This window comes from Streptomyces atratus, assembly GCF_040655115.1.
GTDB lineage: Bacteria > Actinomycetota > Actinomycetes > Streptomycetales > Streptomycetaceae > Streptomyces > Streptomyces atratus_D.
The window spans coordinates 381,841-407,997 of record NZ_JBFAJH010000001.1; the positions used below are offsets into that span (position 1 = coordinate 381,841).

General features: G+C 68.9%; 23 protein-coding genes, 2 pseudogenes and 1 riboswitch. Of the genes and pseudogenes, 17 read left to right on the plus strand and 8 right to left on the minus strand.

Annotated elements, in window-relative coordinates:
* The first annotated feature begins 59 nt into the window (after window positions 1-59).
* On the plus strand, window positions 60-950 hold the full coding sequence (locus tag AB0I23_RS01780; RefSeq protein WP_359106237.1) for an AraC family transcriptional regulator: 891 nt from the start codon (window positions 60-62) through the stop codon (window positions 948-950).
* On the opposite strand, the gene AB0I23_RS01785 is transcribed toward AB0I23_RS01780, so the two are convergent.
* On the minus strand, window positions 902-1,543 hold the full coding sequence (locus AB0I23_RS01785) for a class I SAM-dependent methyltransferase (RefSeq protein ID WP_359105909.1): 642 nt from the start codon (window positions 1,541-1,543) through the stop codon (window positions 902-904). The two genes, AB0I23_RS01780 and AB0I23_RS01785, sit on opposite strands and share 49 nt — an antisense overlap.
* Before the next feature lie 156 nt (window positions 1,544-1,699).
* On the minus strand, window positions 1,700-2,605 hold the full coding sequence (locus AB0I23_RS01790) for an AraC family transcriptional regulator (protein WP_359105911.1): 906 nt from the start codon (window positions 2,603-2,605) through the stop codon (window positions 1,700-1,702).
* Window positions 2,606-2,749: 144 nt separating this feature from the next.
* On the opposite strand from AB0I23_RS01790, the gene AB0I23_RS01795 reads away from it, so the two are divergent.
* On the plus strand, window positions 2,750-3,067 hold the full coding sequence (locus AB0I23_RS01795; protein ID WP_359105913.1) for a putative quinol monooxygenase: 318 nt from the start codon (window positions 2,750-2,752) through the stop codon (window positions 3,065-3,067).
* A 19-nt stretch (window positions 3,068-3,086) separates the two neighbouring features.
* Here the strand turns inward: AB0I23_RS01795 and AB0I23_RS01800 are convergent.
* Window positions 3,087-3,989 (minus strand): annotated as a pseudogene (locus AB0I23_RS01800) (IS110 family transposase); the annotation flags it as partial.
* Window positions 3,990-4,230: 241 nt separating this feature from the next.
* Between AB0I23_RS01800 and AB0I23_RS01805 the strand changes: the two are divergent.
* Both AB0I23_RS01805 and AB0I23_RS01810 read left to right on the plus strand, forming a co-directional pair.
* Window positions 4,231-5,199, plus strand: coding sequence for an alpha/beta hydrolase (locus tag AB0I23_RS01805; protein ID WP_359105915.1), 969 nt, complete (start codon window positions 4,231-4,233; stop codon window positions 5,197-5,199).
* A 48-nt stretch (window positions 5,200-5,247) separates the two neighbouring features.
* The gene (locus AB0I23_RS01810; RefSeq protein ID WP_359105917.1) at window positions 5,248-6,006 is read left to right on the plus strand and encodes an SDR family NAD(P)-dependent oxidoreductase; all 759 of its coding nucleotides are present in this window, start codon (window positions 5,248-5,250) and stop codon (window positions 6,004-6,006) included.
* A gap of 303 nt (window positions 6,007-6,309) precedes the next feature.
* Here AB0I23_RS01810 and AB0I23_RS01815 read toward each other — a convergent pair whose 3' ends face one another.
* The 4 genes from AB0I23_RS01815 to gcvT form a co-directional block, all read right to left on the minus strand.
* Window positions 6,310-7,707: an L-serine ammonia-lyase gene (locus AB0I23_RS01815; protein WP_359105919.1), complete on the minus strand. Its 1,398-nt coding sequence runs from the start codon at window positions 7,705-7,707 to the stop codon at window positions 6,310-6,312.
* A gap of 157 nt (window positions 7,708-7,864) precedes the next feature.
* Window positions 7,865-9,124: a serine hydroxymethyltransferase gene (glyA, locus tag AB0I23_RS01820; RefSeq protein ID WP_359105921.1), complete on the minus strand. Its 1,260-nt coding sequence runs from the start codon at window positions 9,122-9,124 to the stop codon at window positions 7,865-7,867.
* Between the two features lie 20 nt (window positions 9,125-9,144).
* The gene (gene gcvH / locus AB0I23_RS01825; protein ID WP_037690095.1) at window positions 9,145-9,522 is read right to left on the minus strand and encodes a glycine cleavage system protein GcvH; all 378 of its coding nucleotides are present in this window, start codon (window positions 9,520-9,522) and stop codon (window positions 9,145-9,147) included.
* A 69-nt stretch (window positions 9,523-9,591) separates the two neighbouring features.
* The gene (gene gcvT / locus AB0I23_RS01830; RefSeq protein ID WP_359105923.1) at window positions 9,592-10,716 is read right to left on the minus strand and encodes a glycine cleavage system aminomethyltransferase GcvT; all 1,125 of its coding nucleotides are present in this window, start codon (window positions 10,714-10,716) and stop codon (window positions 9,592-9,594) included.
* Window positions 10,717-10,857: 141 nt separating this feature from the next.
* Window positions 10,858-10,955, minus strand: a riboswitch (glycine riboswitch).
* A 158-nt stretch (window positions 10,956-11,113) separates the two neighbouring features.
* Here gcvT and AB0I23_RS01835 point away from each other — a divergent pair.
* The 12 genes and pseudogenes from AB0I23_RS01835 to AB0I23_RS01890 all read left to right on the plus strand — a co-directional run bounded on the left by AB0I23_RS01835 (window position 11,114) and on the right by AB0I23_RS01890 (window position 24,110).
* Window positions 11,114-11,788, plus strand: a complete 675-nt coding sequence (locus AB0I23_RS01835) for an AAA family ATPase (RefSeq protein WP_359105925.1) — start codon at window positions 11,114-11,116, stop codon at window positions 11,786-11,788.
* A 104-nt stretch (window positions 11,789-11,892) separates the two neighbouring features.
* Window positions 11,893-12,663: an enhanced serine sensitivity protein SseB gene (locus AB0I23_RS01840; RefSeq protein ID WP_359105927.1), complete on the plus strand. Its 771-nt coding sequence runs from the start codon at window positions 11,893-11,895 to the stop codon at window positions 12,661-12,663.
* 180 nt (window positions 12,664-12,843) lie between these two features.
* A complete protein-coding gene (locus AB0I23_RS01845) occupies window positions 12,844-13,620 on the plus strand; it encodes an enhanced serine sensitivity protein SseB C-terminal domain-containing protein (protein WP_359105929.1) in 777 nt (258 codons plus the stop codon).
* Between the two features lie 391 nt (window positions 13,621-14,011).
* Complete coding sequence (locus tag AB0I23_RS01850; RefSeq protein ID WP_359105930.1) at window positions 14,012-15,004, plus strand: ABC transporter permease; 993 nt, start codon at window positions 14,012-14,014, stop codon at window positions 15,002-15,004.
* A gap of 105 nt (window positions 15,005-15,109) precedes the next feature.
* The gene (locus AB0I23_RS01855) at window positions 15,110-16,873 is read left to right on the plus strand and encodes an ABC transporter substrate-binding protein (RefSeq protein WP_359105932.1); all 1,764 of its coding nucleotides are present in this window, start codon (window positions 15,110-15,112) and stop codon (window positions 16,871-16,873) included.
* Window positions 16,874-17,000: 127 nt separating this feature from the next.
* A complete protein-coding gene (locus AB0I23_RS01860) occupies window positions 17,001-18,002 on the plus strand; it encodes an ABC transporter permease (protein ID WP_359105934.1) in 1,002 nt (333 codons plus the stop codon).
* A complete protein-coding gene (locus AB0I23_RS01865; protein WP_359105936.1) occupies window positions 17,999-19,108 on the plus strand; it encodes an ABC transporter ATP-binding protein in 1,110 nt (369 codons plus the stop codon). The genes AB0I23_RS01860 and AB0I23_RS01865 overlap by 4 nt, the downstream gene beginning before the upstream one ends.
* 44 nt (window positions 19,109-19,152) lie before the next feature.
* Window positions 19,153-20,352, plus strand: a complete 1,200-nt coding sequence (locus AB0I23_RS01870; protein ID WP_359106239.1) for an ABC transporter ATP-binding protein — start codon at window positions 19,153-19,155, stop codon at window positions 20,350-20,352.
* 18 nt (window positions 20,353-20,370) lie between these two features.
* Entirely contained in the window at window positions 20,371-21,042 is a 672-nt protein-coding gene (locus tag AB0I23_RS01875) for a trimeric intracellular cation channel family protein (RefSeq protein WP_359105938.1), read from the plus strand.
* 87 nt (window positions 21,043-21,129) lie between these two features.
* Complete coding sequence (locus AB0I23_RS01880; protein WP_359105940.1) at window positions 21,130-21,975, plus strand: thioesterase family protein; 846 nt, start codon at window positions 21,130-21,132, stop codon at window positions 21,973-21,975.
* A gap of 71 nt (window positions 21,976-22,046) precedes the next feature.
* Window positions 22,047-23,001 (plus strand): annotated as a pseudogene (locus AB0I23_RS01885) (helix-turn-helix transcriptional regulator).
* Window positions 22,941-24,110 (plus strand): cysteine desulfurase family protein, encoded by a 1,170-nt coding sequence (locus tag AB0I23_RS01890; RefSeq protein ID WP_359105942.1) that lies wholly within the window; start codon window positions 22,941-22,943, stop codon window positions 24,108-24,110. Before AB0I23_RS01885 ends, AB0I23_RS01890 begins: the two are co-directional and overlap by 61 nt.
* Before the next feature lie 69 nt (window positions 24,111-24,179).
* On the opposite strand, the gene AB0I23_RS01895 is transcribed toward AB0I23_RS01890, so the two are convergent.
* A complete protein-coding gene (locus AB0I23_RS01895; protein ID WP_359105944.1) occupies window positions 24,180-24,893 on the minus strand; it encodes an N-acetylmuramoyl-L-alanine amidase in 714 nt (237 codons plus the stop codon).
* 61 nt (window positions 24,894-24,954) lie between these two features.
* On the opposite strand from AB0I23_RS01895, the gene mnmA reads away from it, so the two are divergent.
* Window positions 24,955-26,085, plus strand: coding sequence for a tRNA 2-thiouridine(34) synthase MnmA (gene mnmA / locus AB0I23_RS01900; RefSeq protein WP_359105946.1), 1,131 nt, complete (start codon window positions 24,955-24,957; stop codon window positions 26,083-26,085).
* Window positions 26,086-26,157 lie beyond the last annotated feature (72 nt).

Below are 26,157 nucleotides of genomic sequence, written 5' to 3' on the forward strand. Positions count from 1 at the left end.
TCGCATGGCCGGGAAAGAATTGCTGGACCGTTTCTCGCCCGTGGTGTTTCAATCGGCACATGCTGCTCGACGAACTCCGGACCCTGCTGGCGCGTCACGCCCGAGCTGACGGAACGACCGCCATCGAGCACGTGCTGATCGGCCGCGAGGAGTCGCAGGCACCCCATGCGTCCATGACCGGCACGGTCATGGCACTGATCGCCCAGGGCGCCAAACGTCTCGCGCTGGGCGAGTACGTGTACGAGTACCGTGCCGGGCAGTATTTGGTCGCATCCGTCGACCTGCCCGTCACCGGCCACTTTGTCGAGGCCACCCCTCAGCGTCCGGCGCTTGGTCTCGGTCTGCTCGTGCAGCCTGCGGACGTCGCCGAAATGATGATGCAGGCCGCTCCCGGCGGCTTTCCGCAGAACGGCGCCGCACCCCCTGCCCTCGCCGTCAGCGACGCCTCCGAGGAGCTCCTCGACGCCGCCGTGCGACTACTGCGCCTGCTCGACCGGCCGCGGGACAGGGACATGCTCGCCCCCCTCGTCAAAAGAGAGATCCTGTGGCGCCTGATCACCAGCGAGCAGGGCGCGGCGGTTCGCCAGATCGGTCTCGCCGACAGCAAGCTCTCCCATGTCGCGAAAGCTGTGCAGTGGATTAGGGAGAATTACCGAGAGCCGTTCCGGGTGGACGAGGTGGCGGAGCTGATCGGGATGAGCACGTCCGCCTTCTACCGGAATTTTCAGGCCGTCACCGGAATGAGTCCCATTCAGTTCCAGAAGAAGATCAGACTCCATGAGGCCCGCCTTCTCCTGGCGGCACATCCAAAAGACATCGCCCACATCGGAAACCTTGTGGGATACGACAGCCCGTCCCAGTTCAGCCGGGAGTACCGGCGCCTGTTCGGCGCGCCACCCAGTCAGGACGCCATCAGATTCATCGCACGAACAGCCGGCGAAAGGGGCTGACCGGCCGGAACGCGCGGCCTGCGGGCGGAATACACCAGGGCGGGAGGCAGGTTGCGGTACACCGTCCTGCCCGCGACCACTTCTTCGAACGACTGACGCAGCTGCGCGTGCCGGTGACGGCTCGGAGGTGCCCAGCGGGCGAAGGTGTAGGCGAATTGCGTGTACACGCCGCTCTCGGACAGAACCGAGGCGATCTTCGGTACGAGAGTGTGGCCGTGCGGGCCGGCGAACGCCGACCAGGGCAGGCTGCTCACCACCACGTCCGCTGTGTACACGCCCCGGTCAGCGAGGATGTTGGGGAGATCCCAGGCGGAGCCGGTGACTATCTCGGTGCGGGGGAACCGCTGAACCAGATGCGTGGCGAGTGTCTCGTTCAGCTCGACCGCGATGTGACGGCCACGGCCTGCCAGCTTGCGCTGGATCGCCTCCGTGGCAGGTCCGGTGCCCGGACCGAGCTCCACCACCACGGGCTCGCCCCGCTCCGGCACGGTGGCGACGAGCCGCTCGACGAGGCGGGCGGAACTCGGGATCAAGGAGGCCGTCCGGAGCGGGCTGCGCAGAAACTCGCGGGCGAAAAGCACTGTTCCACTCATGTTGTGTTCCTTGCGGTGTGGTGGGATTCAGGGGCGGGCAGGCATTTTCCTGCTCCGCGGGAGAACCGGTGATCCCATTGAACCGCTGTGACCTGCGGAGATAGTAGAACTATCCTTCCTGATCCTTGCACGATCCTCCTGCGTGGCCCGCCCGGCTCAGGGAAGGACGCCTGCCGGAGTATGCACGGTCCGACGCAGACGGGCGGCGTCCCGGCTCGGGGGTGCGCCGAACTGGCGGCGGTATTCCCGGCTGAACTGTGACGGGTTGTCGTAGCCGACGCGGTGGCCGACTCCGGTGACGTCGCCGGGGTGGGTGGCGAGCAGCAGCCGGGCCTCCTGCAGCCGGATCTGCTTCTGGAACTGGATGGGGCTCATCGCGGTCACCGCCTGGAAGTTGCGGTAGAAGGCGGAGACGCCCATGCCGGAAAGCCGCGCCACGTCCTCGACCCGGAAGGGCTGCGCGTAGTGCTCGCGGATCCAGCGCACGGCACGCGAGACGTGGCTGAGGCTGCTGTCGGCCAGGCCGAGCTGGCGAACCGTCGCACCTTGCTCGCCGGTGATCAGACGCCACAGGATCTCGCGTTTGACCAGCGGGGCCAGCACGGCCCGGTCGCGGGGCTCGTCGAGCAGGCGCAGCAGCCGGACCACCGCGTCCAGCAGCGCGGCCGGAGCGTCACTGACGGCGATCCCCGACGGCGCGCCCCCGCTGCTGCGGGGGGTGTCTCCGGGCCCGGCCTCAAGCAGCAGCTCGGCAACGGCGGACGGTTCGAGGATGAGGCCGAACCCCAGCGCCGGCTGCTTGGGTTCGGCCTGGGTGAACTGTCCCGTGACGGGCAGATCGACGGATGCGACCAGGTACTGCCCGGGCCCGTACTCGAACACCCTCTCACCCAGGGCGAGGCGTTTGGCGCCCTGGGCGATGACCGCCAGGACCGTGCCGGACATCGAGGGCGCCGGCGGATCAGGGCGGTCGACCTTCGAGATGAGGACGCCGTCGACGGCGGTGGTCCAGTCCGGCCGCGCATGGCGGGCCAGCAGGGTGCGGAGTTCTTCCAGGTACATGTGTCCATTGCAGCACCATTCCGCGCCACAGTTCCCGTATTCGCGAGGATCGTGCAAGTACGAGCGAGCATCGGTCTAACGTTTCCGCAGGTCACGCCGGTTGAATGGAATCACCGCACTCCATCACCGAAGAAAAAGGCAGCCATGATCGCCAACTACGGCTTCAACGCCACCCTGACCGCCAAGCCCGGAATGGGCGACCAGCTCATCGACCTGCTGCTGACCGGACTGAACGAGGGCAGCCCCGGCGCGAGCGAACACTGCATCGTCTACCTCGTCTCCCGCTCCGCGTCCGACCCCGACGTCGTCCACATCACCGAAGGCTGGACCAGCGAGGAGGACCACCACCGCATCTTCGCCGGCGAGACCGCCCGGGCCATCGTGGCGCAGATCGACCCGCTGCTGGCCAAGGACTCCGAGTACACCGACTACGTCCCGGTCCGCGGCAAGGCCGCCTTCTGACCAGCCGAACACCCCACACCCCAGCCGCTGCCGTCTCGGCGCCTGCCGAGGCGGCCCCCTCCTCGCCCGACCGTCCGCCACCACCCACGAAAGGCTTGCCCATGCCGGGCAGGCTGAGGATCACTTCCGCGTGCGGGTGCTCGCGAAACCGGCCCTCGATCAGGGCGTCGATCTCGGCGATCTCCTCATCGAGGGCCATCACCCCCTTCGCGAGGCGGACCACCATGGCGGCGGCCAGCTTCTCGCCGGGCAGGGCCGTGTGCTGGGCTTCAGCGGCCTCCACCGCCGTCCTGGCAAGGTCCGCGGCACCGCGGACCTTGCGGTTGCGCAGCCATGTCTCGACACGCTTGACACCGCTGCGGCGGATCGCCGCCGGGGTCTGGTAGCCCGTCAGCAGCACGACTGGGCCCTTGTTCGTCAGCTCCAGTTCGCGCTCCAACGCCGGGAAGATCTCCAGCAGTTGGGCCCGCAGCCGGTTGATCTGGCGAGTGCGGTCGCACATCAGGTCGGTGCGGCGGCCGGTGAGGGTGCGCAGGTCCACGGCGATCTCGTCGCCGGGCCGCAGTTGACCCAGGTCGCGGCGCATACGAGCCTGGTCGGCGATGACGAAGGCGTCCTTGGCGTCCGTCTTGCCTTCGCCCCGGTACGAGGCCGAAGCACGGTGCACGGTCAGACCGGTGATGTAGACCATCGACTGGTCGTGACTCAGCAGCAACCCGATCAGCAGGGCGGCTCCACCGTGGTTGAGGTCCACCGCCCACAGCACGTCGGTATCGAGGGCCAGGACGTCCCCGATCAGTTTGAGCAGGGCCGTCTCGTCGTTCAAGACCCGGCGGGACAACAGCCGTTCGCCGTCCGCGTTGATCACCACGCAGTGGTGATGTTCCTTGCCGATGTCCACTCCGGCCCATATCTGGGGCACGGCCACCTCCGCCAGCTCGTCGCGCGTTCACTGCCCAGCAGACGACCTCGCCGACGTTGCCCTACACAGCGATCGAGTCGCATCTCCCAATTGGCGGTCGAGTCGTCGCGGGGCTCCGGGCGGCCAAGCCTTTCCAGCCATCTCACGGCGACACCATGACAGCCATACCCAGAGCCCCTGGGTCCCGCTGATCTTACGAGTGACCAGTTCGAACCCACGACAAGAAAGTAGGGCAACGACCATGACCGCAGCACGACCCGCCCTCGACCCCGAACTGCATGAGCTCTTGGCCGACATGCCGCTGATGTCCCAGCTCAGTCCGGAAGTGCTGGCGCAGATACGCCCCTTCTCGTCGATGCCCGTCGAACCCCTCCTCGAAGGTCGCGCGATCGACCGACGCGAGGTCACCGTTCCGAGTCCGGACGGCACCCCGATCCCCTTGTCGGTCTTCAGCCCCGCGCACACCGATCGCACCACCGGCGCACCCTGCGTCTACTGGATGCATGGCGGCGGGATGGTCATGGGCGACCGCTTCTCGCAGATCGACATCCCGCTGGAGTGGCTCGACGAGTTCGGCGCCGTCGTGGTCTCCGTCGACTACCGGCTCGCACCCGAGGCCACCGGCACCGCCCTGGTCGACGACTGCCACCAGGGACTGCTCTGGATCGCCGACCACGCCGCCGAACTGGGCATCGACCCCGCCCGGATCGTCGTCGCAGGCGCCAGCGCGGGCGGCGGCCTCGCCGCCGGCGTCACCCTGCTGGCCCGCGACCTCGGCACCCCGGCGATCGCCGCGCAGATGCTGATCTGCCCCATGCTCGACCATCGCGACATCACCACCTCCAGCCGCCAGTACTCGAACGAGCCCGGCGTCTGGAGCCGCGAGATGAACGAGTTCGGATGGCGCTGCGTCCTCGGCGACCTCACCGACGACGAGGTACCCGCATACGTCTCACCCGCCCTGGCCGACGACCTCTCGGGCCTGCCGACCACCTACATCGACACCGGCTCCGCCGAAGTCTTCCGCGACGAGGACACCGACTACGCCACCCGCATCTGGGCGGCCGGCGGCCAGGCCGAACTCCACGTCTGGGCAGGCGGCTTCCACGGATTCGACGCCCTGTACCCGCAGGCACACATCTCGGCCACAGCCCGCCGAACCCGCACCGACTGGCTCGCCCGAGTCCTGCCTCAAGGCTCCGGCGCATAACGCGGGCAGCCCACCCCACACACGTCAACCGCACCCAGGAGGATCACCATGAACGTCGCCATCGTCACGGGCGCCAGCTCCGGCATCGGACAGAGCGCCGCGATCGAGATCGCCAAACGCGGAACCGGAATCATCCTGACCTACGGCAACAATCCGCAAGGAGGGATGGAGACAGCCGCCGCCATCGAGAAGGAGGGCGGCACGGCCGTCGCACTGCCGCTGGACGTCGGCGAGACCGGCACCTTCGCGGCCTTCCGCGACACTGTGGCCGACGTGCTGCGCGACACCTGGCAACGCGACACCTTCGACTACCTGATCAACAACGCCGGTTTCGCGCAGACATCGTTGATCGAGGACACCACCGAGGAGACGTTCGACAGGCTCATGCGAGTCCTGCTCAAGGGACCCTACTTCCTGACGCAGAAGCTGCTGCCCCTGATGGCAGACGGAGGAGCGATCGTCAACACGAGCAGCAACTCCGTGGCAACAGCCGGCCTGGAGCCCGGCTATTCGGCCTACGCGTCGATGAAGGGCGGCCTGAACGTGCTGACCCGGTACATGGCCAAGGAATTCAGCACGCGAGGCATCCGCGTCAACGCCGTCTCACCGGGGTCGACCCGCACCCGGATCGCCGACGACGCCTTCGCCCGCTTCCCCGAGGTAGTACCAGCCCTCGCCGCGAGAACAGCGCTCGGCCGGGTCGGCGAACCCGAAGACATCGGCGCGATGATCGCCACACTGGTCTCCGACGAGAGCCGTTGGGTCACTGCCCAAAACATCGAGGTATCGGGCGGCTACAACCTCTAGGGGAAAAACGTCACTCAGCAGCACGACCAGGCACCACGCAGCACGAACGCTCACGGTCTCGTCATGCGTAGGTCTCGCCACCTGGCCTGTACCGACTGCACCCACAGCCTGAGACGGCCTCAAGAGCGCCGGGTCGGTCCTGAAGCCGGCCCGTACCCAGCCGCGATCAGCGAAGTGCCTCGGGGACATCCCGGGGACCTTCACGCCTGTCCCAGGGACATTCCGGGGACTTTCCGCCGCGCAAGCAGGGAAGGCCCTGATCAGTGCCGAATGATACGAAGGCGCTGATCAGGGCCTATGCGCTCAGCACTCGATGATGTTCACCGCGAGCCCGCCGCGTGCGGTCTCCTTGTACTTCACGCTCATGTCCGCGCCCGTCTCCTTCATGGTCTTGATGACCTTGTCGAGGGAGACCTTGTGGTTGCCGTCGCCGCGCAGCGCCATCTTCGCCGCGGTGACCGCCTTGACCGCCGCCATGCCGTTGCGCTCGATGCAGGGGATCTGGACGAGACCGCCGACCGGGTCGCAGGTCAGGCCCAGGTTGTGCTCCATGCCGATCTCGGCGGCGTTCTCGACCTGTTCGGCGGAGCCGCCGAGGACCTCGGCGAGCGCTCCCGCGGCCATCGAGCAGGCGGAGCCGACCTCGCCCTGGCAGCCGACCTCGGCGCCGGAGATCGAGGCGTTCTCCTTGAACAGCATGCCGATGGCCCCGGCCGCGAGGAGGAAGCGGACGACGCTGTCGTCCTTCTCGGCCTCGGTGGCGCCGCCCGCGGCGAAGTTCATGTAGTAGTGCAGCACGGCCGGGATGATGCCGGCCGCGCCGTTGGTCGGGGCGGTGACGACGCGGCCGCCCGCGGCGTTCTCCTCGTTGACCGCCATCGCGTAGAGGGTGATCCACTCCATCGCGTGGGCCTGCGGGTCGCCCTCGGCGCGCAGCTGGCGTGCGGTGTTCGCGGCGCGGCGGCGGACCTTCAGGCCGCCGGGGAGGATGCCCTCGCGTGCCATGCCGCGCGCTACGCACGCCTGCATGACCCGCCAGATGTCCAGCAGACCGGAGCGGATCTCCTCCTCCGTCCGCCAGGCCCGCTCGTTCTCCAGCATGAGGGAGGAGATCGACAGGCCGGTGTCGCGGGAGAGCCGCAGCAGTTCGTCACCGGTGCGGAAGGGGTGCTTCAGGACGGTGTCGTCGAGGACGATCCGGTCCTCGCCCGCACCGTCCCCGCCGAGGGCGTCCGTGTCGACGACGAAGCCGCCGCCGACGGAGTAGTAGGTCTTCTCCAGCAGCGGGGCGCCGTCGCGGTCGAACGCGAAGATCGTCATGCCGTTGGCGTGGTACGGGAGCGCCTTGCGGCGGTGCAGGACCAGCTGCTCGTCGGCGTCGAAGTCGATCTCGTGCATGCCCAGCAGGTTGAGCCGGCCCGAGGAGCGGATCGCGGCCACCCGGTCGTCGGCGGATTCCACGTCGACGGTACGGGGGGACTCGCCCTCCAGACCGAGCAGGACGGCCTTGGGCGTGCCGTGGCCGTGGCCGGTGGCGCCGAGCGAGCCGAACAGCTCGGCGCGTATGGAAGCGGTGTGGGCGAGCAGGCCCTCGTTCTTCAGGCGGCGCGCGAACATACGGGACGCGCGCATCGGGCCGACCGTATGGGAGCTGGACGGGCCGATGCCGATCGAGAACAGGTCGAAGACCGAGATGGCCACGGTGTGACTCCTAAGGGGTTGGTAGACGCCGTTGTCTGCCGGGTGGTGCGGTACGGACCCGGTCGGCCCGAAGAGCAGCGGAACAGGGGTTGGGGCACCGCGCTCACTGTCCAGTGTGCGTGGTGCCCCGCCCCAAACGTACGAAAAGTGACCCGGACTACTTCAGGCCGGGGTACAGCGGGAACTTCTCGGCCAGCGCGATCACGCGGGCCTTGAGGTCGTCGGCGTCGTAGGACGGCTTGAGCGCCGACGCGATGATCTCGGCGACCTCGGTGAAGTCCTCGGCCTGGAAGCCGCGGGTGGCCAGGGCCGGCGTACCGATCCGCAGACCCGAGGTGACCATCGGCGGCCGCGGGTCGTTCGGGATGGCGTTCCGGTTGACCGTGATGCCGAGCTCGTGGAGCCGGTCCTCGGCCTGCTGGCCGTCCAGCTCCGAGTTGCGCAGGTCGACGAGGACCAGGTGCACGTCCGTACCGCCGGAGAGGACGGAGACGCCGGCCTCGGTGACGTCCGGCTGGACCAGACGCTCGGCGAGGATGCGGGCGCCGTCCAGGGTGCGCTGCTGGCGCTCCTTGAACTCGTCGGTCGCCGCGATCTTGAACGAGACCGCCTTGGCCGCGATCACGTGCTCCAGCGGACCACCCTGCTGACCGGGGAAGACGGCAGAGTTGATCTTTTTGGCGAGCTCCTGCGTCGACAGGATGACGCCACCACGCGGACCGCCGAGGGTCTTGTGCGTGGTGGTCGTGACGACGTGGGCGTGCGGCACCGGGTTCGGGTGCAGACCCGCGGCCACCAGGCCCGCGAAGTGCGCCATGTCGACCATCAGGTACGCGCCGACCTCGTCCGCGATGCGGCGGAAGGCGGCGAAGTCCAGCTGACGGGGGTACGCGGACCAGCCGGCGACGATCAGCTTCGGCTTGGACTCCTTGGCCAGGCGCTCGACCTCGGCCATGTCCACGACGCCGGTGTCGTCGACGTGGTACGGGACCACGTTGTAGAGCTTGCCCGAGAAGTTGATCTTCATGCCGTGGGTCAGGTGACCGCCGTGGGCCAGGTTCAGACCCATGATCGTGTCGCCCGGCTTCAGCAGCGCGAACATCGCGGCGGCGTTGGCCTGCGCGCCCGAGTGCGGCTGGACGTTGGCGGCCTCGGCGCCGAACAGCGCCTTGATCCGGTCGATGGCGATCTGCTCGACCACGTCGACGTGCTCGCAGCCGCCGTAGTAGCGGCGGCCCGGGTAGCCCTCGGCGTACTTGTTGGTGAGGACGGAGCCCTGGGCCTCCATGACCGCGACCGGAGCGAAGTTCTCCGAGGCGATCATTTCGAGGGTGGACTGCTGACGGTGGAGCTCGGCGTCGACGGCGGCGGCGACGTCCGGGTCCAGCTCGTGGAGGGAGGAGTTGAGAAGCGACATCAGGTGGTCCCTTGGAGTCTTTAGTTGCCGGAGAACTCGGTGTACTCGTCGGCGGAGAGCAGGTCCTTCGGCTCCTCCGCGACGCGTACCTTGAACAGCCAGCCGCCCTCGAAGGGAGCGGAGTTCACCAGCGACGGGTCGTCCACGACGTCCTGGTTGGAGGCGGTGACCTCGCCGGTCACCGGCGAGTACAGGTCGCTGACGGACTTGGTCGACTCCAGCTCGCCGCAGGTCTCGCCCGCGGTCACCGTGTCACCGACCTCCGGGAGCTGGGCGTAGACGACGTCGCCGAGCGCGTTGGCCGCGAACTCGGTGATGCCGACCGTGGCCACACCGTCCTCGAGGGCCGACAGCCACTCGTGCTCCTTGCTGTAACGCAGCTGCTGGGGGTTGCTCATGACCTGAATTCTCCTGTACACGGGGGAGTGCTGATGAACGGTGGTCTTACGGTGTGAGACGCGACTGCGTCACTTCTGGCGCTTGTAGAACGGCAGGGCAACGACCTCGTACGGTTCGTGGCTGCCCCGGATGTCCACTCCGACGCCCGTGGTCCCGGGCGCGGCGTGCGCGGCGTCCACGTACGCGATGGCGATCGGCTTGCCGAGCGTCGGCGACGGGGCGCCGGAGGTGACCTCGCCGATGACCTGGCCCTCGGCGACAACGGGGTAGCCGGCGCGCGGCACCCGGCGGCCCTCGGCGATCAGACCGACGAGCTTGCGCGGCGGGGCGGTCTCGGCGCGCTCGGCGGCGGCCTCCAGGGCCTTGCGGCCGACGAAGTCGCCCTCCTTCTCGAACTTCACGACCCGGCCGAGACCGGCGTCGAACGGGGTCAGGTCGGTGGTCAGCTCGTGCCCGTACAGCGGCATACCCGCCTCCAGGCGCAGCGTGTCGCGGCAGGACAGACCGCACGGGATCAGGCCACGGGAGGCGCCCGCCGCCGTGAGGGCCTGCCAGAGCTGCTCGGCGTGCTCGGGGGCGACGAACAGCTCGAAGCCGTCCTCGCCGGTGTAACCGGTACGGGCGATCAGCGCGGGCACACCGGCGACAGTGCCGGGCAGACCCGCGTAGTACTTCAGACCGTCCAGGTCGGCGTCGGTGACCGAGGCCAGGATGGCGGGGGACTCGGGGCCCTGGACGGCGAGCAGCGCGTACGCGTCGCGGTCGTCGCGCACCTCGGCGTCGAACCCGTCGGCGCGGGCGGTCAGCGCGTCCAGCACGATCTGGGCGTTCCCCGCGTTGGCGACGACCAGATATTCGGGGGCCGCGGCCTCTCCCAGCCGGTAGACGATCAAGTCGTCGAGGATGCCGCCGTCCTCGGCGCAGATCATCGTGTAGCGGGCGCGGCCGACGGCGACGGTGCCGATGTTGCCGACCAGCGCGAAGTTCAGGAACGCCGCGGCCTGCGGACCGGTGACGGTGATCTCACCCATGTGCGACAGGTCGAAGAGACCCGCCTTCGTGCGCACCGCGTTGTGCTCGTCGCGCTCACTGGCGTACCGCAGCGGCATGTCCCAGCCGGCGAAGTCGGTCATGGTCGCGCCCAGCGAGCGGTGCAGGGCGTCGAGGGCGGTGAGACGGGGGGCGTTGCTCATAGGTGTGGCTCCCAGGGCATGACGACGAGGACGATCCCTCCCCATCTGTCATCGGAACCTGAGAGGTTCGCCGAGAGACCCCCGGGGGGTCCGGCTTGCACCTTGGGTGGAGCCGCGGGGCGACTCGCTTTTCAGATCTGCCTCGTCCACGCGGTACGGGGCCTGAGAGATTCAAGGGAGGATCTTGCTCCTTCGGCGCCCGGCACACAGTGTGGCCGGAACTCTCCCGCGCGGATTCAAGCGGCCTTTATGCAGTTGGCCGGGTCATCATCGCACGCATTGCGGAAGAGTGGGGCGTCGGTACCCCATGCGCGAAACGAGTAGTGGGACGGTTGTCTCGCATTACCTTTTCTTTACACTTCTTGGGCAGACGTGGGTGACCCGACAGGGGAGGGCGATGACGTTGCAGCGGTACGCGACGACCGCGGAGGTCGCGCACGGCGCGATGCCCGCGCAGCCGGGCGCACCCGCCCGGGAATTGCTGGGCACGCACGCGCCCGTCGTGCGGGACCTGCGCGAGCGCGCCGGGCGCAGCCCGCGCGAGCTGCATTTCGCGACAGGCGATGTGGTGGTGGTCTCCGGGCTGCCCGGAGGCGGCAAGTCGACACTGATCCGGCGGGCGGTGGCCGTGCGGGCCATCGACTCCCAGGACACCCGGGACCGCTGGGCGCAGCGGGTGCCCCGCTTACTCCCGTACGTCCTCTACCGCCCGCTGGTCCGCGTCGCCCACTACTGGGGGCTGTGGCGGGCGCTGAGTTCCGGTGAGTCCGTTGTCGTCCACGACTGCGGAACCCAGACATGGGTACGGGGCTGGCTGGCCCGGCACGCACGGCGCCGCGGACGCACGCTGCATCTCGTGCTGCTCGACGTGACCCCCCGGGAGGCCAGGGAGGGCCAGCGCGGGCGTGGGCGCGGAGTCTCCGGATACGCCTTCGCCCGGCACCGCAGGGCCGTCGGCCGGCTGCTGCGGGACACCGAGGCGGGCATCCTGCCTCCCGGCTGCTCCTCGGCAGCGCTGCTGGACCGGGAGGCGGCCGGGATGCTGGCACGGATCACGTTCGCCGACGCCTGAGGGACGGGACGGCCGTTGGCTCCCGGTCGTCCGTCAGCGCGGAGGGGCGCGCCGGAGTTACTGTTCTGCGGCAACGCATGAGGGTGAGAAGGGGAAGCAGCGCAGTGGACATTCCGGCACCGGTCCAGAACCAGCCGCAGAGCGGATGGCCGGCCAATGAGCTCGAAGAGGTGCTGGTCGCCTCGCTGGGCAGCCCGGAGGCGGGCGGCAGGCTCGTCGAAGTGCTCAGTCGCAGCCACCTCTGGGTGCCGCTTCCCAACGGCGGAGGCCCCGATGCCCCGTCACTCGATCTGCCGACGGTGGAGATCGAGGGCGCTCCGTACGTTCCCGTCTTCAGCTCCGAACAGCAGTTCCTGCAGTGCGTCGGCACTCATATGTCCTTCACCGTGGCGCCCGCCGTCGAATTCGCCCGCGGGCTGCCCCCGCAGCTCGGCATCGCGGTCAACCCGGGCGGCGCCGTCGGCATGCCGCTGCCGCCGCCCGCCGTCGCCGAGCTCTGCCGCGCCGGGCGCACCTCGCTGGACGGGCCGGCCACCGGCGGCCGGGTCCGGCTGTACGAGCCGGACTGGCAGGAGGAGCCCGTCGACTTCCTCGCGGCCGCGGCCGGGGAATTCGAGGAGAGCGGCGTCGTGCGCACCGCCCGCCGGACCCTGGCCAGCGTCGAGGGTGGCGATCCCGTTCTCTTCATAGGCGTCGAGTTCTCCACGTGGGACGGCGCGGGGCGCAACGCCCCGATGGACGCCCTGGGCCGCGCGCTGGGCCGCGTCGAGGCGCCCTGGCCGGTCAATCTGGTCCTGCTCGATGTGGCGCAGGACCCGGTCGCCGACTGGATGCGGGCCAGGCTCCGGCCGTTCTATCAGCGCGAGGGTTACTAGAACGCGGAATCCCCGACTCCGGGGAGTGCGGGCGTGACACCGTCAGCCTGTGGTGTCAAGTCGGTGTCAGGGGCGCCGCATAAGCTGGTTTGATGGCTAGTGCTTCGGCCGCCGAGCCGCACCCGCGTGCCCCGGGAGCGGCAGGCCGGCACAGTGGATCGAAGAGGGGCGGGACCCAGGGTGAGTGCGTCAGGCACCGCGTCGGCCGGGCAGGTCGAGCACATGCTGCGCCAAGTGACGCCCGGGCGCTACGACGCGTACGAGGCACTGCTCCGAGCGCTCGCCGGCGACCGGATCTGGATGCTGCTCTGGCACGGCCGGGCGGGCTCGCCCGACGCCCAGTACGGGAACATGGAGATCGACGGGCTGGGCTACGCGCCCTGTGTGACCTCCGCCCAGGAACTCTCGGCCAGCGGCTGGAACCGGGCCCATGAGGTGGTCACCGGACTCGACATCGCCCGCGCCCTCTTCCCGGACCGCTGGGGCATCTGGCTCAACCCGCATGCCCCCGGCGGCGGCGTCGGCATCCCGTGGCTGGACCTGCGCCGTATCGCCACCGGCCTCGACCGGATGCCCGCAGGGCCGCTCCGGCTCACCGAGCCGGCCATCGAGATCCCGCAGTTCTACGCCCTGCTCTCGCAGAACGCTCATCACACCCCGGCGATCCGGTCCCTGCGCCGCGCCTGGGTGCAGCCCGCGCTCGGGGTGCCGTACCTCGCCATCGGTCTCGATCTCTACGACACGAGCCAGACCTCGGTGGACGCGGTGCGCGCGATGATGCAGCAGTCGATCGGCGCGGTCCCGGACGGGCTGCCCGTCTCCACCGTCGCGATGTCCGACGAGTACGACCCGGTCGCGATGTGGCTCCGTGCCAACGCGCGCCCGTTCTACGACCGCGAGGCGCACCTCGCGCCCGCTCCTGCCTCTGGTTACGGCTACCCCCCGGCCCACGGCTGACTCGTCCGCGCGCCTGCCAATTAACGCCAGGATGAGCCCCGTTGGGGCACCTGTCCGATCTGGGCGAAGAGTGCGGACTTGGTCCGCTGGGGCGATCGCGGCGTCCGGATAACGGAAGCCGGTAGGCCACATCACGGTTGCGCATCCATTCCCCGTCAGGGCTGGCGGGTGTTCCGGGATGCGATGAAGACTCCCCGGAACGAGAAGCGCTGGTCCCCTGTGCGACCTGCGGCTTCCGGTTGGACCGGTTGTTCTGCTCCACCCGCACTACCTGCTTCTTCCGCACCACCCGCACCAATCGTGCGACGTGCACCTGTGATGTGAACAAGCCGCTACAGCGGCGGGCACGGATCGACCGCAGTCGGTCGAGCCGAGAGGGGTCCCCACAACGATGACGGCACCACTGCACGACAGCGCGGCCGAGACCGCGACCGTCGATGTCACGGCCGATGTCCCGGCCAAGGACATCGAAGGCCGTTCGCCAGGACGCATTGCCTGGACACGGCTGAAGCGCGACAAAGTGGCGCTCGCGGGTGGTGTGGTCGTGCTCCTGCTGATCCTGATCGCGGTGTTCGCACCGCTGATCGTGAGTTTCCTCGGCCACCCACCGAACGACTTCCACGAGGATCTGCTCGACCCGGACCTCGGCATCCCCAAGGGCTCCTTCGGCGGGATGAACTCGGACTACCTGCTGGGCGTCGAACCCACCAACGGCCGCGATGTGTTCAGCCGTATCGTCTACGGCGCGCGCATCTCGCTCCTGGTGGCCTTCCTCGCCGCGGTGGTCTCCGTGGTCATCGGCAGCGTCCTCGGCTCGGTGGCCGGCTTCTTCGGCGGCTGGGTCGACGCACTCATCAGCCGGCTGATGGACCTGCTGCTCGCCTTCCCGCAGCTGCTGTTCACCATCGCCCTCGTCTCCGTCGTGCCCGACTCCCTCTGGGGGCTCACCGGTACGGGCGTCAGGATGGGCGTGCTGATCGTGGTGATCGGCTTCTTCGGCTGGCCCTATATCGGCCGTATCGTCCGGGGGCAGACGATGTCCCTGCGCGAGCGGGAGTACGTCGAGGCGGCACGCAGCCTGGGCGCCGGCCGTGGCTACATCCTCTTCAAGGAGCTGCTGCCCAACCTGGTGGCGCCGATCCTCGTCTACTCGACGCTGATCATTCCGACCAACATCCTCAGCGAGGCCGCGCTCAGCTTCCTGGGTGCGGGTGTGAAGCCGCCGACCGCCTCGTGGGGCAAGATGCTCTCCGACGCGATCAACACCTACCAGGCGGACCCGACATACATGGTGGTCCCCGGACTCGCGATCTTCATCACCGTTCTGGCATTCAACCTCTTCGGCGACGGGCTGCGTGACGCCCTCGACCCGAAGGGCAGCTGAGCCGACCCCACAAGGTCTCCGGCGCGAGCCGGTTGGCACTCGATCGACCGTCGGGCGCGGACTGCGTACCCACGGGCCACACCACATCACGGAGGTTGCACGACAGTGAATCGCTCACGGAAGGCAGTTGCGCTCACGGCCCTCGCGGCCGCGGTGGCGCTGACCGCAACCGCTTGTGGCGGAGGGGGCGGCGAAAACAAGTCCTCCTCGACCAAGAGTGCCGGTTACGACGCGGCCACCAAGGGCAAGGTCATCAACGCGTCCGACAAGAAGGGCGGCACGCTGAAGCTGATGTCCCCTCAGGACGTCGACTTCCTCGACCCGGCCCGTGCCTACTACGGCTTCGTCTGGAACATGCAGCGGCTGTACATCCGCCAGCTGCTCGCGTACGACTCGAAGCCCGGTGAGGCCGGCACCAAGCTGGTCCCCGACCTCGCCGAGTCGCTGCCTACGCTGAGCAACGGCGGCAAGACGTACACCTTCAAGCTGAAGGCCGGTGTCAAGTTCGAGGACGGCACGCCGATCACCTCGAAGGACATCAAGTACGGCATCGAGCGCGTCTTCGCGCAGGACGTCCTCTCCGGCGGTCCGACCTACCTGATCGACCTCCTCGACCAGGGCCAGAAGTACCCCGGCCCCTACAAGGACAAGGACCCCAACAAGCTGGGTCTGAAGTCGGTCCAGACGCCGGACGACCAGACGATCGTCTTCAACCTGGCGAAGCCGAACTCGGACTTCTCGTACCTGATGGCCATGGCCGACTCCTCGCCGGTTCCGGCGGCCAAGGACGACGGCGCGAAGTACACGAACCACCCGGTCGCGACCGGCCCGTACAAGGTCCAGTCCTTCAAGCCGGGCAAGGAGACGGTCTTCGTCCGGAACACCAACTGGGACTCGAAGACCGACCCGATCCGCAAGGGTCTGCCGGACAAGGTCACCTTCACCGTGACCTCGAACCCGGACGACATGGACGCGCGTCTGCTCTCGGGCGACGTCGACTACGCGGTCGACGGCACCGGTGTCCAGCAGGCCGCCAAGATCAAGATCCTGCAGTCGCCGAAGTACAAGGCCAACGCCGACGACCCGTTCACCGGCTACATCCGGTACTTCGCGTTCCCGCAGACGGTCGCGCCGTTCGACAACATCGAGTGCCGCAAGGCGGTCATCTACGCCGCCGACCCGAAGTCGCTGCAGACCGCCCGTGGCGGCCCGACCAGCGGTGACCTCGGCGCCAACATGCTGCCCCCGGGCATCCCGGGCTCGGACAAGTCCTACGACCCGTGGGGCCTGACCCAGGGCAAGCCGCAGGTCGACAAGGCCAAGGCGGCCCTGAAGGCCTGTGGCAAGCCGAACGGCTTCAAGACCACCATCGCGGTCCGCAACAACCGCAAGCCCGAGATCGCCACCGCCGAGTCGCTGCAGGCTTCGCTGAAGGCCGTCGGCATCGACGCCTCCATCGACCAGTACGACGGCAAGAACTCTGCTTCCGTGATCGGTGCTCCCGACAACGTGAAGAAGAAGGGCTACGGCATCGTCGTGATGGGCTGGGGCGCCGACTACAACTCGGGTGCGGGCTTCCTGCAGCCGCTGGTTGACGGCTCCTTCATCCTGAAGAACGGCAACAACAACTACACGATGCTGAACGACAAGACGGTCAACGGTCTCTTCGACCAGGCCGCCTCCGCAGCGTCGCCCGATGCCGCCGCGCCGTTCTACACCCAGATCAACAAGGCGATCATGGAGAAGGCTCTCTATCTCCCGATCAACTTCGACAAGGCGCTCGTCTACCGCAACCCGCGGCTGACCAACGTCTTCTACCAGGAGTCCATGGGCCGTCTCGACCTCGCGGTCATGGGCGTCGTCAAGTAGCAGTGGCAGTCGGACATGCGGGTCCTTCACCTCGCATGCGCTAGTTCGAAGGGCAGGTGAAGGCCGCGGGCGGGCGGTTGTCGTCCCCACAAGGGACGGCAGTCGCCCGCTGATCCGGCCGACTGCAGTGCTCGTCTACCTCCTCCGACGACTCGTCAATGTCGTCGTCATGCTGGTGATCGTCTCCATGGTCACCTTCGGCATCTTCTTCATGGTGCCGAAGATCACCGGAAGCGATCCCGCACTCCTCTATGCCGGCCGCGAGACCAACAAGACGGCCATCGAGGGCATCCGTAAGAAGATGGGCCTCGACAAGCCCGTCACCACGCAGTACGGCCTCTTCCTCAAGGGCATCGTGGCCGGCCGGGACTACGACCAGGGCTCCCAGATCACCCACTGCCCGGCGCCTTGCTTCGGCTACTCGTTCAAGAACGAGCAGCCCGTGTGGCCGGACCTGAAGCAGCGCATCCCGGTCACCCTGTCGCTGGCCGCGGGAGCTTCGGTGCTCTGGCTGATCGGTGGTGTCGCCACCGGCGTGATCTCCGCACTGCGCAGACGCACTGTGCTCGACCGGGTCACGATGATCACTGCGCTGGCGGGGGTGTCACTGCCGATCTACTTCACCGGACTGGTCTGTTCGGCCGTCTTCATCTACAGCCTGGAATGGATGGAGACGATCAACTACGCGCCGCTCGCGGATGATCCAGGGGCCTGGCTGAACAGCATGATCCTTCCCTGGATCACCCTGGCCTTCCTCTTCGCGGCCACCTACGCCCGGCTCACCCGCGCCACCATGCTGGAGATCCTGGGCGAGGACTACATCCGTACGGCCCGTGCCAAGGGCCTCAAGGAGCAGGTGGTCATCCGCAAGCACGCTCTGCGGTCCACCCTCACCCCCATCATCACGGTCTTCGGTCTGGACCTGGGCGCCCTGCTCGGCGGCGCGGTGCTGACCGAGTCGACCTTCAGTCTGCCCGGCATGGGCAAGGCCGCGGTCGACGCGATCAACTCCGGTGACCTGCCGGTCATCATGGGCGTCACGATCATCGCGGCGTTCTTCGTAGTCATGGCCAACTTGATTGTCGACCTGCTGTACGCGGTCGTCGACCCGCGTGTGAGGCTGACGTGACCGACAACACCCCCACCCAGGACGCGCAGTCGACCGGTCCGGCCGGTGTTCCCGAGCAGGGCGGCGCACGGCCCGAGGCCTTCCTCTCCGTACGCGACCTGAAGGTGCACTTCCCGACCGACGACGGCATCGTCAAGTCCGTCGACGGGCTCTCCTTCCAGCTGGAGAAGGGCAAGACCCTCGGCATCGTGGGCGAGTCCGGCTCCGGCAAGTCGGTCACCTCGCTGGCCGTCATGGGCCTGCACCGGTCCGGTCAGGCGCGCAGCCGCCCCGATATCAGCGGTGAGATCTGGCTGGACGGCGAGGAGCTGATCGGCGCCGGCGACGAGCACGTGCGCAAGCTCCGTGGCCGTCAGATGTCGATGATCTTCCAGGACCCGCTGTCGGCGATGCACCCGTACTACACGGTGGGTGCGCAGATCGTCGAGGCGTACCGCAACCACCACGACGTCACCAAGAAGGTGGCCCGTGCGCGCGCGATAGAGATGCTCGACCGGGTGGGCATCCCCGAGCCCGCCAAGCGCGTCGACGCCTATCCGCACGAGTTCTCCGGCGGTATGCGCCAGCGCGCGATGATCGCGATGTCGCTGGTCAACAACCCCGAACTGCTCATCGCCGACGAGCCGACGACCGCCCTGGACGTGACCGTCCAGGCACAGATCCTCGACCTGATCCGCGATCTGCAGAAGGAGTTCGGCTCCGCGGTCATCATGATCACCCACGACCTGGGCGTCGTCGCCGAGATGGCCGACGACATCCTGGTGATGTACGGCGGCCGCTGCGTCGAGCGCGGCACCGCCGAGCAGGTCTTCCACGCGCCCCGGCACCCGTACACCTGGGGTCTGCTCACGTCGATGCCGCGCATCGACAAGGAGGAGTCCGACCGGCTGGTCCCGGTCAAGGGTTCCCCACCGAGCCTCATCAACATCCCGTCCGGTTGCGCCTTCAACCCGCGCTGCCCGTACGCGGATGTGCCCAAGGGCGGCATCACCCGGACCACGCGCCCGGAGCTGCAGCAGGTCGACGGCGGCCACTTCGCGGCCTGCCACATGTCGCCGGAGGATCGGACCCGGATCTGGACCGAAGAGATTGCGCCGAAGCTGTGAGCGACAAGAGCGAGAAGACCGAGAAGAGCGCCGCCTCGACGGCGATCCCGACGCAGGCGACGAGCTCGCCCGAGCCGCTGCTCAAGGTCGACAACCTGGTCAAGCACTTCCCCATCAAGAAGGGGCTGCTGCAGCGTCAGGTCGCTGCGGTGAAGGCCGTCGACGGCATCTCCTTCGACGTGCGTGCGGGGGAGACCCTGGGTGTCGTCGGTGAGTCCGGCTGCGGCAAGTCGACGATGGGCCGGCTGATCACCCGGCTGCTCGAACCGACCGGTGGCAAGGTCGAGTTCGAGGGCAAGGACATCACGCACCTGGGCGTCTCGGCCATGCGGCCGATGCGCCGCGACGTGCAGATGATCTTCCAGGACCCGTACTCCTCGCTGAACCCGCGGCACACGGTCGGCACGATCGTCAGCGCGCCCTTCAAGCTCCAGGGCGTCACGCCCGAGGGCGGGGTCAAGAAGGCGGTCCAGGACCTGCTCTCGCTGGTGGGCCTCAACCCCGAGCACTACAACCGCTATCCGCACGAGTTCTCGGGCGGGCAGCGCCAGCGCATCGGCATCGCCCGCGCGCTCGCGCTCAAGCCGAAGCTGGTGGTGGCGGACGAGCCGGTCTCGGCGCTGGACGTGTCGATCCAGGCGCAGGTCGTCAACCTGCTCGACGACCTCCAGGACGAGCTGGGCCTGACGTACGTGATCATCGCCCATGACCTCTCGGTCGTCCGGCACGTCTCGGACCGGATCGCGGTCATGTACCTCGGCAGGATCGTGGAGCTGGCCGACCGTGAGTCGCTCTTCAAGGCGCCGATGCACCCCTACACCAAGGCGCTGCTGTCGGCTGTGCCGGTCCCGGACCCGAGGCGTCGGTCGGCCAAGAGCGAGCGCATTCTGCTCAACGGCGACGTGCCGTCGCCGATCTCGCCGCCGAGCGGTTGCCACTTCCACACCCGCTGCTGGAAGGCGTCGGCTGCCTGCGCGACGCTGGAGCCGCCGCTGGTCATGCTGAAGACTGGGCACCAGGTGGCCTGCCACCACCCGGAGAACGCGCCGGACCAGAGGCCGGGCGACATCGCGCTGGAATCGGCGCGGGACGCGGTGGAGATCGTGGCGCTGAAGAAGGAGCCGGAGCCTGCTGCACCGGAGACCCCGGCCAAGATCACCAAGGCCTCCCAGGAACCCGAAGCCGCGGCGGATTCGGAGGACGCGGCGGACTCCGGGGACGCGGGGGACACCCCGAAGGAGTAGCACCGGCACAATTGCCCGGTGCTCAACGAACTGTTCACGCCCTCCGTCCAGCATGCGCTCGACATCGTCGGAATCTTCGTCTTCGCGATCTCCGGCGCACTGCTCGCCGTACGCAAGAACTTCGATGTCTTCGGCATCGCGGTACTCGCCGAGGTGACAGCGCTGGGCGGGGGGCTGTTCCGAGACGTGATCATCGGAGCGGTTCCGCCCGCCGCCTTCACCGATCTCGGCTACTTCCTCACCCCACTGCTCGCCGCCGGCCTGGTCTTCTTCCTGCATCCGCACGTCGAGCGCATCCAGGTCGCCGTCAACGTCTTCGACGCGGCGGGCCTCGGGCTGTTCTGTGTCGCCGGCACCGTCAAGGCGTACGACTACGGCCTCGGTCTCACCGCATCGGCTGCCCTGGGTCTGGCCACCGCGGTCGGCGGCGGTGTGCTGCGTGATGTACTCGCCAACGAGACGCCGTCACTGCTGCGCTGGGACCGCGATCTGTACGCCGTGCCCGCGATGGTCGGCGCCGCCATGATCGTGCTGTGCATCCGTTTCGACACGCTGAACGCCTTCACCAGTGGCGCCGCCGTGATCACCGCTTTTGTTCTGCGGCTGCTGGCGATGCGCTTCCACTGGCGGGCGCCGCGCGCGTACAACCGTTCCTCGGGCACGGCGGAGGAGGGTTCCGCGGCCACCTGACGCGGACACCCCTGGTCGCGAGGGGCCGTCACATCGGCGACTCAAAAAGCTACCGCTCAGTAATGCAATCGGTGTACGGTGCGTCCCATGGCACAGGCAGCTCAGGCACTCATCGGTGACAGCGAGTTCGACAGAGACACCGCCGTCACCCTTCGCGAAGAAGGCGTCTATGACGCCGAGCTCTCCGCCGGATGGACGATCATCCACGCCGTCAACGGCGGCTATCTGCTGGCCATGCTCGGCCGCGCACTCGGCGAGGCTCTGCCGCACCCGGACCCCTTCTCGGTCTCGGCGCACTACCTCACCGCATCCGTCCCGGGCCCCGCGGTGATCCGCACCCAGACGGTCCGCACCGGCCGCACCCTCTCCACCGGCCAGGCCTCCCTCTTCCAGTACACGGAGGACGGCGCCGAGGTCGAGCGCATCCGGATCCTCGGCACCTACGGTGACCTGGACTCCCTCTCCGACGACATCCGTACGTCGGCGAAGCCGCCGGCCATGGCGCCGATCGAGCAGTGCTTCGGCCCGGACGACGGCCCGGCGCCCATTCCCGGAAGCTCCGCGATCACCGAGCGGCTCAGTATCAAACTCGACCCGTCGACCGTCGGATGGGCCATAGGCGCCCCGTCCGGCAAGGGCGAGATGCGCGGTTGGTTCGGCCTTGCGGACGGCCGTGACGCCGACCCGTACTCCTTGCTGCTCACCGTCGACGCGCTGCCGCCGACCTCGTTCGAGCTGGGGCTCAAGGGCTGGACACCGACCATCGAGCTCACCACCCACATCCGCTGCCGCCCGGCCCCCGGCCCGCTGCGTGTCTCCCTCACCACCCGCAACCTCGCGGGCGGCTTTCTGGAGGAGGACGCGGACGTCTGGGACAGCGCCGACCGGCTGGTCGCTCAGTCCCGCCAGCTGGCCCGCGCCCCGCGCAACTGACCCATGATTCGCTGGGCGGCGTCAAATCCGACCGGCTGCTCTTGATCCTGTCATTGTTTTAGACCCGTGGTTTGGTCCCCGCCACCGAGGTCGCCGAGCGCCTCGATGTCTCCGTACGCACCATCTACCGCGACATCGAGGCGCTTTCCGCCTCGGGCGTCCCCGTCTACGCGGAACGCGGCCGGCAGGGCGGGATCTCCCTGCTGCCCGGATTCCGGACGGATGTCACCGGCCCGACCGTCGACGAGGCGCGCGCCCTGTTCGTTCTCGCCGCACAGGGCGCCCATGCCGCACTCGGTCTGGACGCGGCGCTCGGCTCCGCGCTGCGCAAGGTGATGGCGGCCCTGCCCGCGCCGCACCGGCCCGCGGCCGAACCGACCAGCCGGCGGATCCTCGTCGACCTGGATGAGCGGACCGCCGGTCACCGTCGATGTCGCCGTGTTCGCCGACCGCCGAGTGCGGACGCGCCGCCGTCACAGCGGCACGGACACCGCCCGCGCCTGTGTCGGCACCCCGTACGGCCTCGTCGTGAAGGCGGGTGTGTGGTACCTGGTCGCGGACCGCGGCGGGGTGCCGCAGCTCTCACGCGCCGACCGGATCCGTCAGGTCATGACGAGCGGCGACCCGGTCGTGCGCCGGCCCGGGGTGGAGCCGGCCGAGGCCTGGGAGGAGCTGCGCCAACAGGTCGAGGAGCGGCCCGGACACCGGGAGGAAAGTGTCCGGCGGGGCGGCACCCCACGCACCCGACCCACCGCACCCAGCGGCGACGACGGCAGCAGGAACCGACCACCATCGGCACCCCCACCCGGCACCAGCCGGACGGGGCACGACTCGGGGCAGGCTTCCACCGCCATGCCCACACCATCCCCACCCGGGGACAACCGAGTCATCTCCCAGGTGATCCAGCACTACCAGGATCACAAGGAACCAAGCCAATCTGAGACGCTCGTAGAATCGAGCTCACCATGGCATACCTCGACCACGCTGCGACCACGCCGATGCTTCCGGAAGCGATCGCGGCGATGACCGCCCAGCTCGCCGTCACCGGCAACGCGTCCTCACTGCACGCCGCCGGGCGCCGGGCCCGCCGTACCGTCGAGGAGTCGAGAGAGACCCTCGCCGACGCCCTCGGCGCACGCCCCAGCGAGGTGGTCTTCACCTCCGGAGGCACCGAGGCCGACAACCTCGCCGTGAAGGGCCTCTACTGGGCCCGCCGCGACGCCGACCCCCGGCGCACCCGCGTCCTCGCCGGTCCCGTCGAGCACCACGCGGTGCTGGACGCAGTCGACTGGCTCGCCGAACACGAGGGCGCGACCGTCGAATACCTCCCCGTCGACACGTACGGGCGCGTCCACCCGGACGCGCTGCGCGAGGCGATCCTGCGCAACCCCGACGACGTCGCGCTGATCACCGTGATGTGGGCCAACAACGAGATCGGCACCATCATGCCGGTACGTGAACTTGCCGCTGTGGCCGATGAGTTCGACGTACCGATGCATGCCGACGCGGTCCAGGCCTTCGGTCAGCTGGACGTCGATTTCGCCGGCTCGGGGCTGGCCGCGATGACCGTCAGCGCGCACAAGATCGGCGGCCCGTTCGGTATCGGCGCGCTGCTGCTCGGCCGCGAATACACCCCCGTACCCGTGCTGCACGGCGGCGGCCAGGAGAGGCACGTGCGCTCCGGGACCCTCGACGTGCCCGCTGTCGCCGCCTTCGCGGTGGCCGGACGGCTCGCCGCCGACCGGCGCGAGGAGTTCGCCCGCGAGATCGGCGGACTCCGCGACGAGCTGGTCGCGGCCGTGCTGGCCGCGGTCCCCGACGCCATCCTCGGCGGCGACCCCGCCCCCGGCGGACGGCTCCCGGCCAACGCCCACTTCACCTTCCCCGGCTGCGAGGGCGACTCTCTCCTGCTGCTGCTGGACGCCCAGGGCATCGAATGCTCCACCGGCTCCGCCTGCACGGCGGGCATCGCCCAGCCCAGCCATGTGCTGCTGGCCACCGGCACCGATCCGGACCTGGCCCGCGGCACGCTGCGGTTCTCGCTCGGCCACACGTCGACCAAGCACGACGTCGAGGACGTGGCACGGGCGATCGGGCCGGCGGTCGAGCGCGCCAGGACGGCGGGGCTCAGCTGACGCCGGGAGCCCGCTCTCCATCGTGCACCAGGCCGTAAGGGCTGTCCCGCCAGGATGACGGGACAGCCCTCAGGCAGCTGTTCGACCCCCGGGGCCCTTCGTCGGGCCGGCGGCCGCGGCCCGTACCAGCGTGAGATACCGGTCCCAGTCCCAGTGCGGACCGGGATCGGTGTGGTCCGTGCCCGGCACCTCCACGTGCCCGATGATGTGCCTGCGGTCCACCGGAATCCCGTACCGTCCGCATATCGCGGCCGTCAGCCGCGCCGACGACGCGTACATCGCCGCCGTGAAGTCCTGCGGCCGGTCCACGAACCCCTCGTGCTCGATGCCGACACTGCGCTCGTTGTACGACCTGTTCCCCGCGTGGAACGCCACGTCCAGCTCGCGGATCATCTGCGCCACATGGCCGTCCTGACGCACCACGTAGTGCGCCGCGGCCCCGTGGTCCGGGTTCTGGAAGACCTTGACGGCGCCGCGGTAACTGCCCTGAATGACATGGACGACGACCCGGTCGATGCCGTAGTCGGCGGGCCGGTCCGCCCGCCGCCAGTTCGCCGGGGACGCCGCTATCCACTCCGCGAGGGCGTAATCCAGTTCACCCGGCTTCCGGGGCTTGTTCACCCCCGGCAGCCGCCACCAGGCATGCTCCAGCTTGTTCCGTGCCAGCGCCGCCGTGCCCACGGCCGTGACGGCAGCGCCGATCAGCATCCCGCGCCGGCTGATGCCGTGCTCCGGCTTCGCCCCTGCGGAGCCCTTGGCGCCCGCCGTCCCCTTGGTCCCCATGCGATCGACAACGCATATCCGCGAGCATTCGGTTCCCGGCGCCCCGTACTCTGGTGGAGCTATGAATCAGACTTCCCCGCGCCCCCTCCGGGTGCTCGCCGCCATGTCGGGCGGTGTCGACTCCGCCGTCGCCGCGGCCCGCGCCGCCGAGGCGGGCCACGACGTGACCGGTGTGCACCTCGCCCTCTCCGCGAACCCGCAGTCGTTCCGTACCGGTGCGCGCGGGTGTTGCACCATCGAGGACTCCCGCGACGCCCGCCGCGCCGCGGACGTCATCGGCATCCCGTTCTACGTCTGGGACCTGGCGGAACGCTTCCGCGAGGACGTGGTCGAGGACTTCATCGCCGAGTACGAGGCGGGCCGCACCCCCAACCCGTGCCTGCGCTGCAACGAGAAGATCAAGTTCGCGGCGCTGCTCGACAAGGCGCTCGCCCTCGGCTTCGACGCCGTCTGCACCGGCCACTACGCCACGGTCGTGCTGAACGAGGACGGCAGCCGTGAGCTCCACCGCGCCTCGGACATGGCCAAGGACCAGTCGTACGTCCTCGGCGTCCTGGACGAGAAGCAGCTCGCCCACGCCATGTTCCCGCTCGGCGACACCCTCACCACCAAGGAGGAGATCCGCGCCGAGGCGGAGGCCCGCGGCCTGGCCGTCGCGAAGAAGCCCGACAGCCACGACATCTGCTTCATCGCCGACGGCGACACCCAGGCCTTCCTGGCCGACCGCCTCGGCGGCAAGGCCGAGGGTGACATCCTCGACGAGTCCGGCAACAGGCTCGGTACCCACGAGGGCGCCTTCGGCTTCACCATCGGCCAGCGCAAGGGCCTGCGCATCGGCCACCCGGCCCCCGACGGCAAGCCGCGCTACGTCCTGGACATCTCCCCGGTGAACAACACGGTGACGGTCGGCCCGGTCGAGGCCCTCGACGTCACCGCGCTCACCGCCATCAGGCCCCGCTGGTGCGGCACCGCCCCGGTCGGCCCCGGCACCTACACCGCCCAGCTCCGCGCCCACGGAGGCGAGACCGAGGTGACCGCCGAGCTCGTGGACGACACGCTGAACGTCACCTTCACCGAGGCGGTACGGGGCGTCGCCCCGGGCCAGGCTGTCGTGCTGTATGACGGGACGCGGGTGGTCGGTTCGGCGACGATCGCGACGACGGTGCGGCGGGAGACGGCGGCGGCCGGCTGATCGCCCCCGGCCGACCGACCTTGGCTGTCTGCCGGAGCTGGCACTGCCAGGGCGGTCGTCATAGGCTGCTGC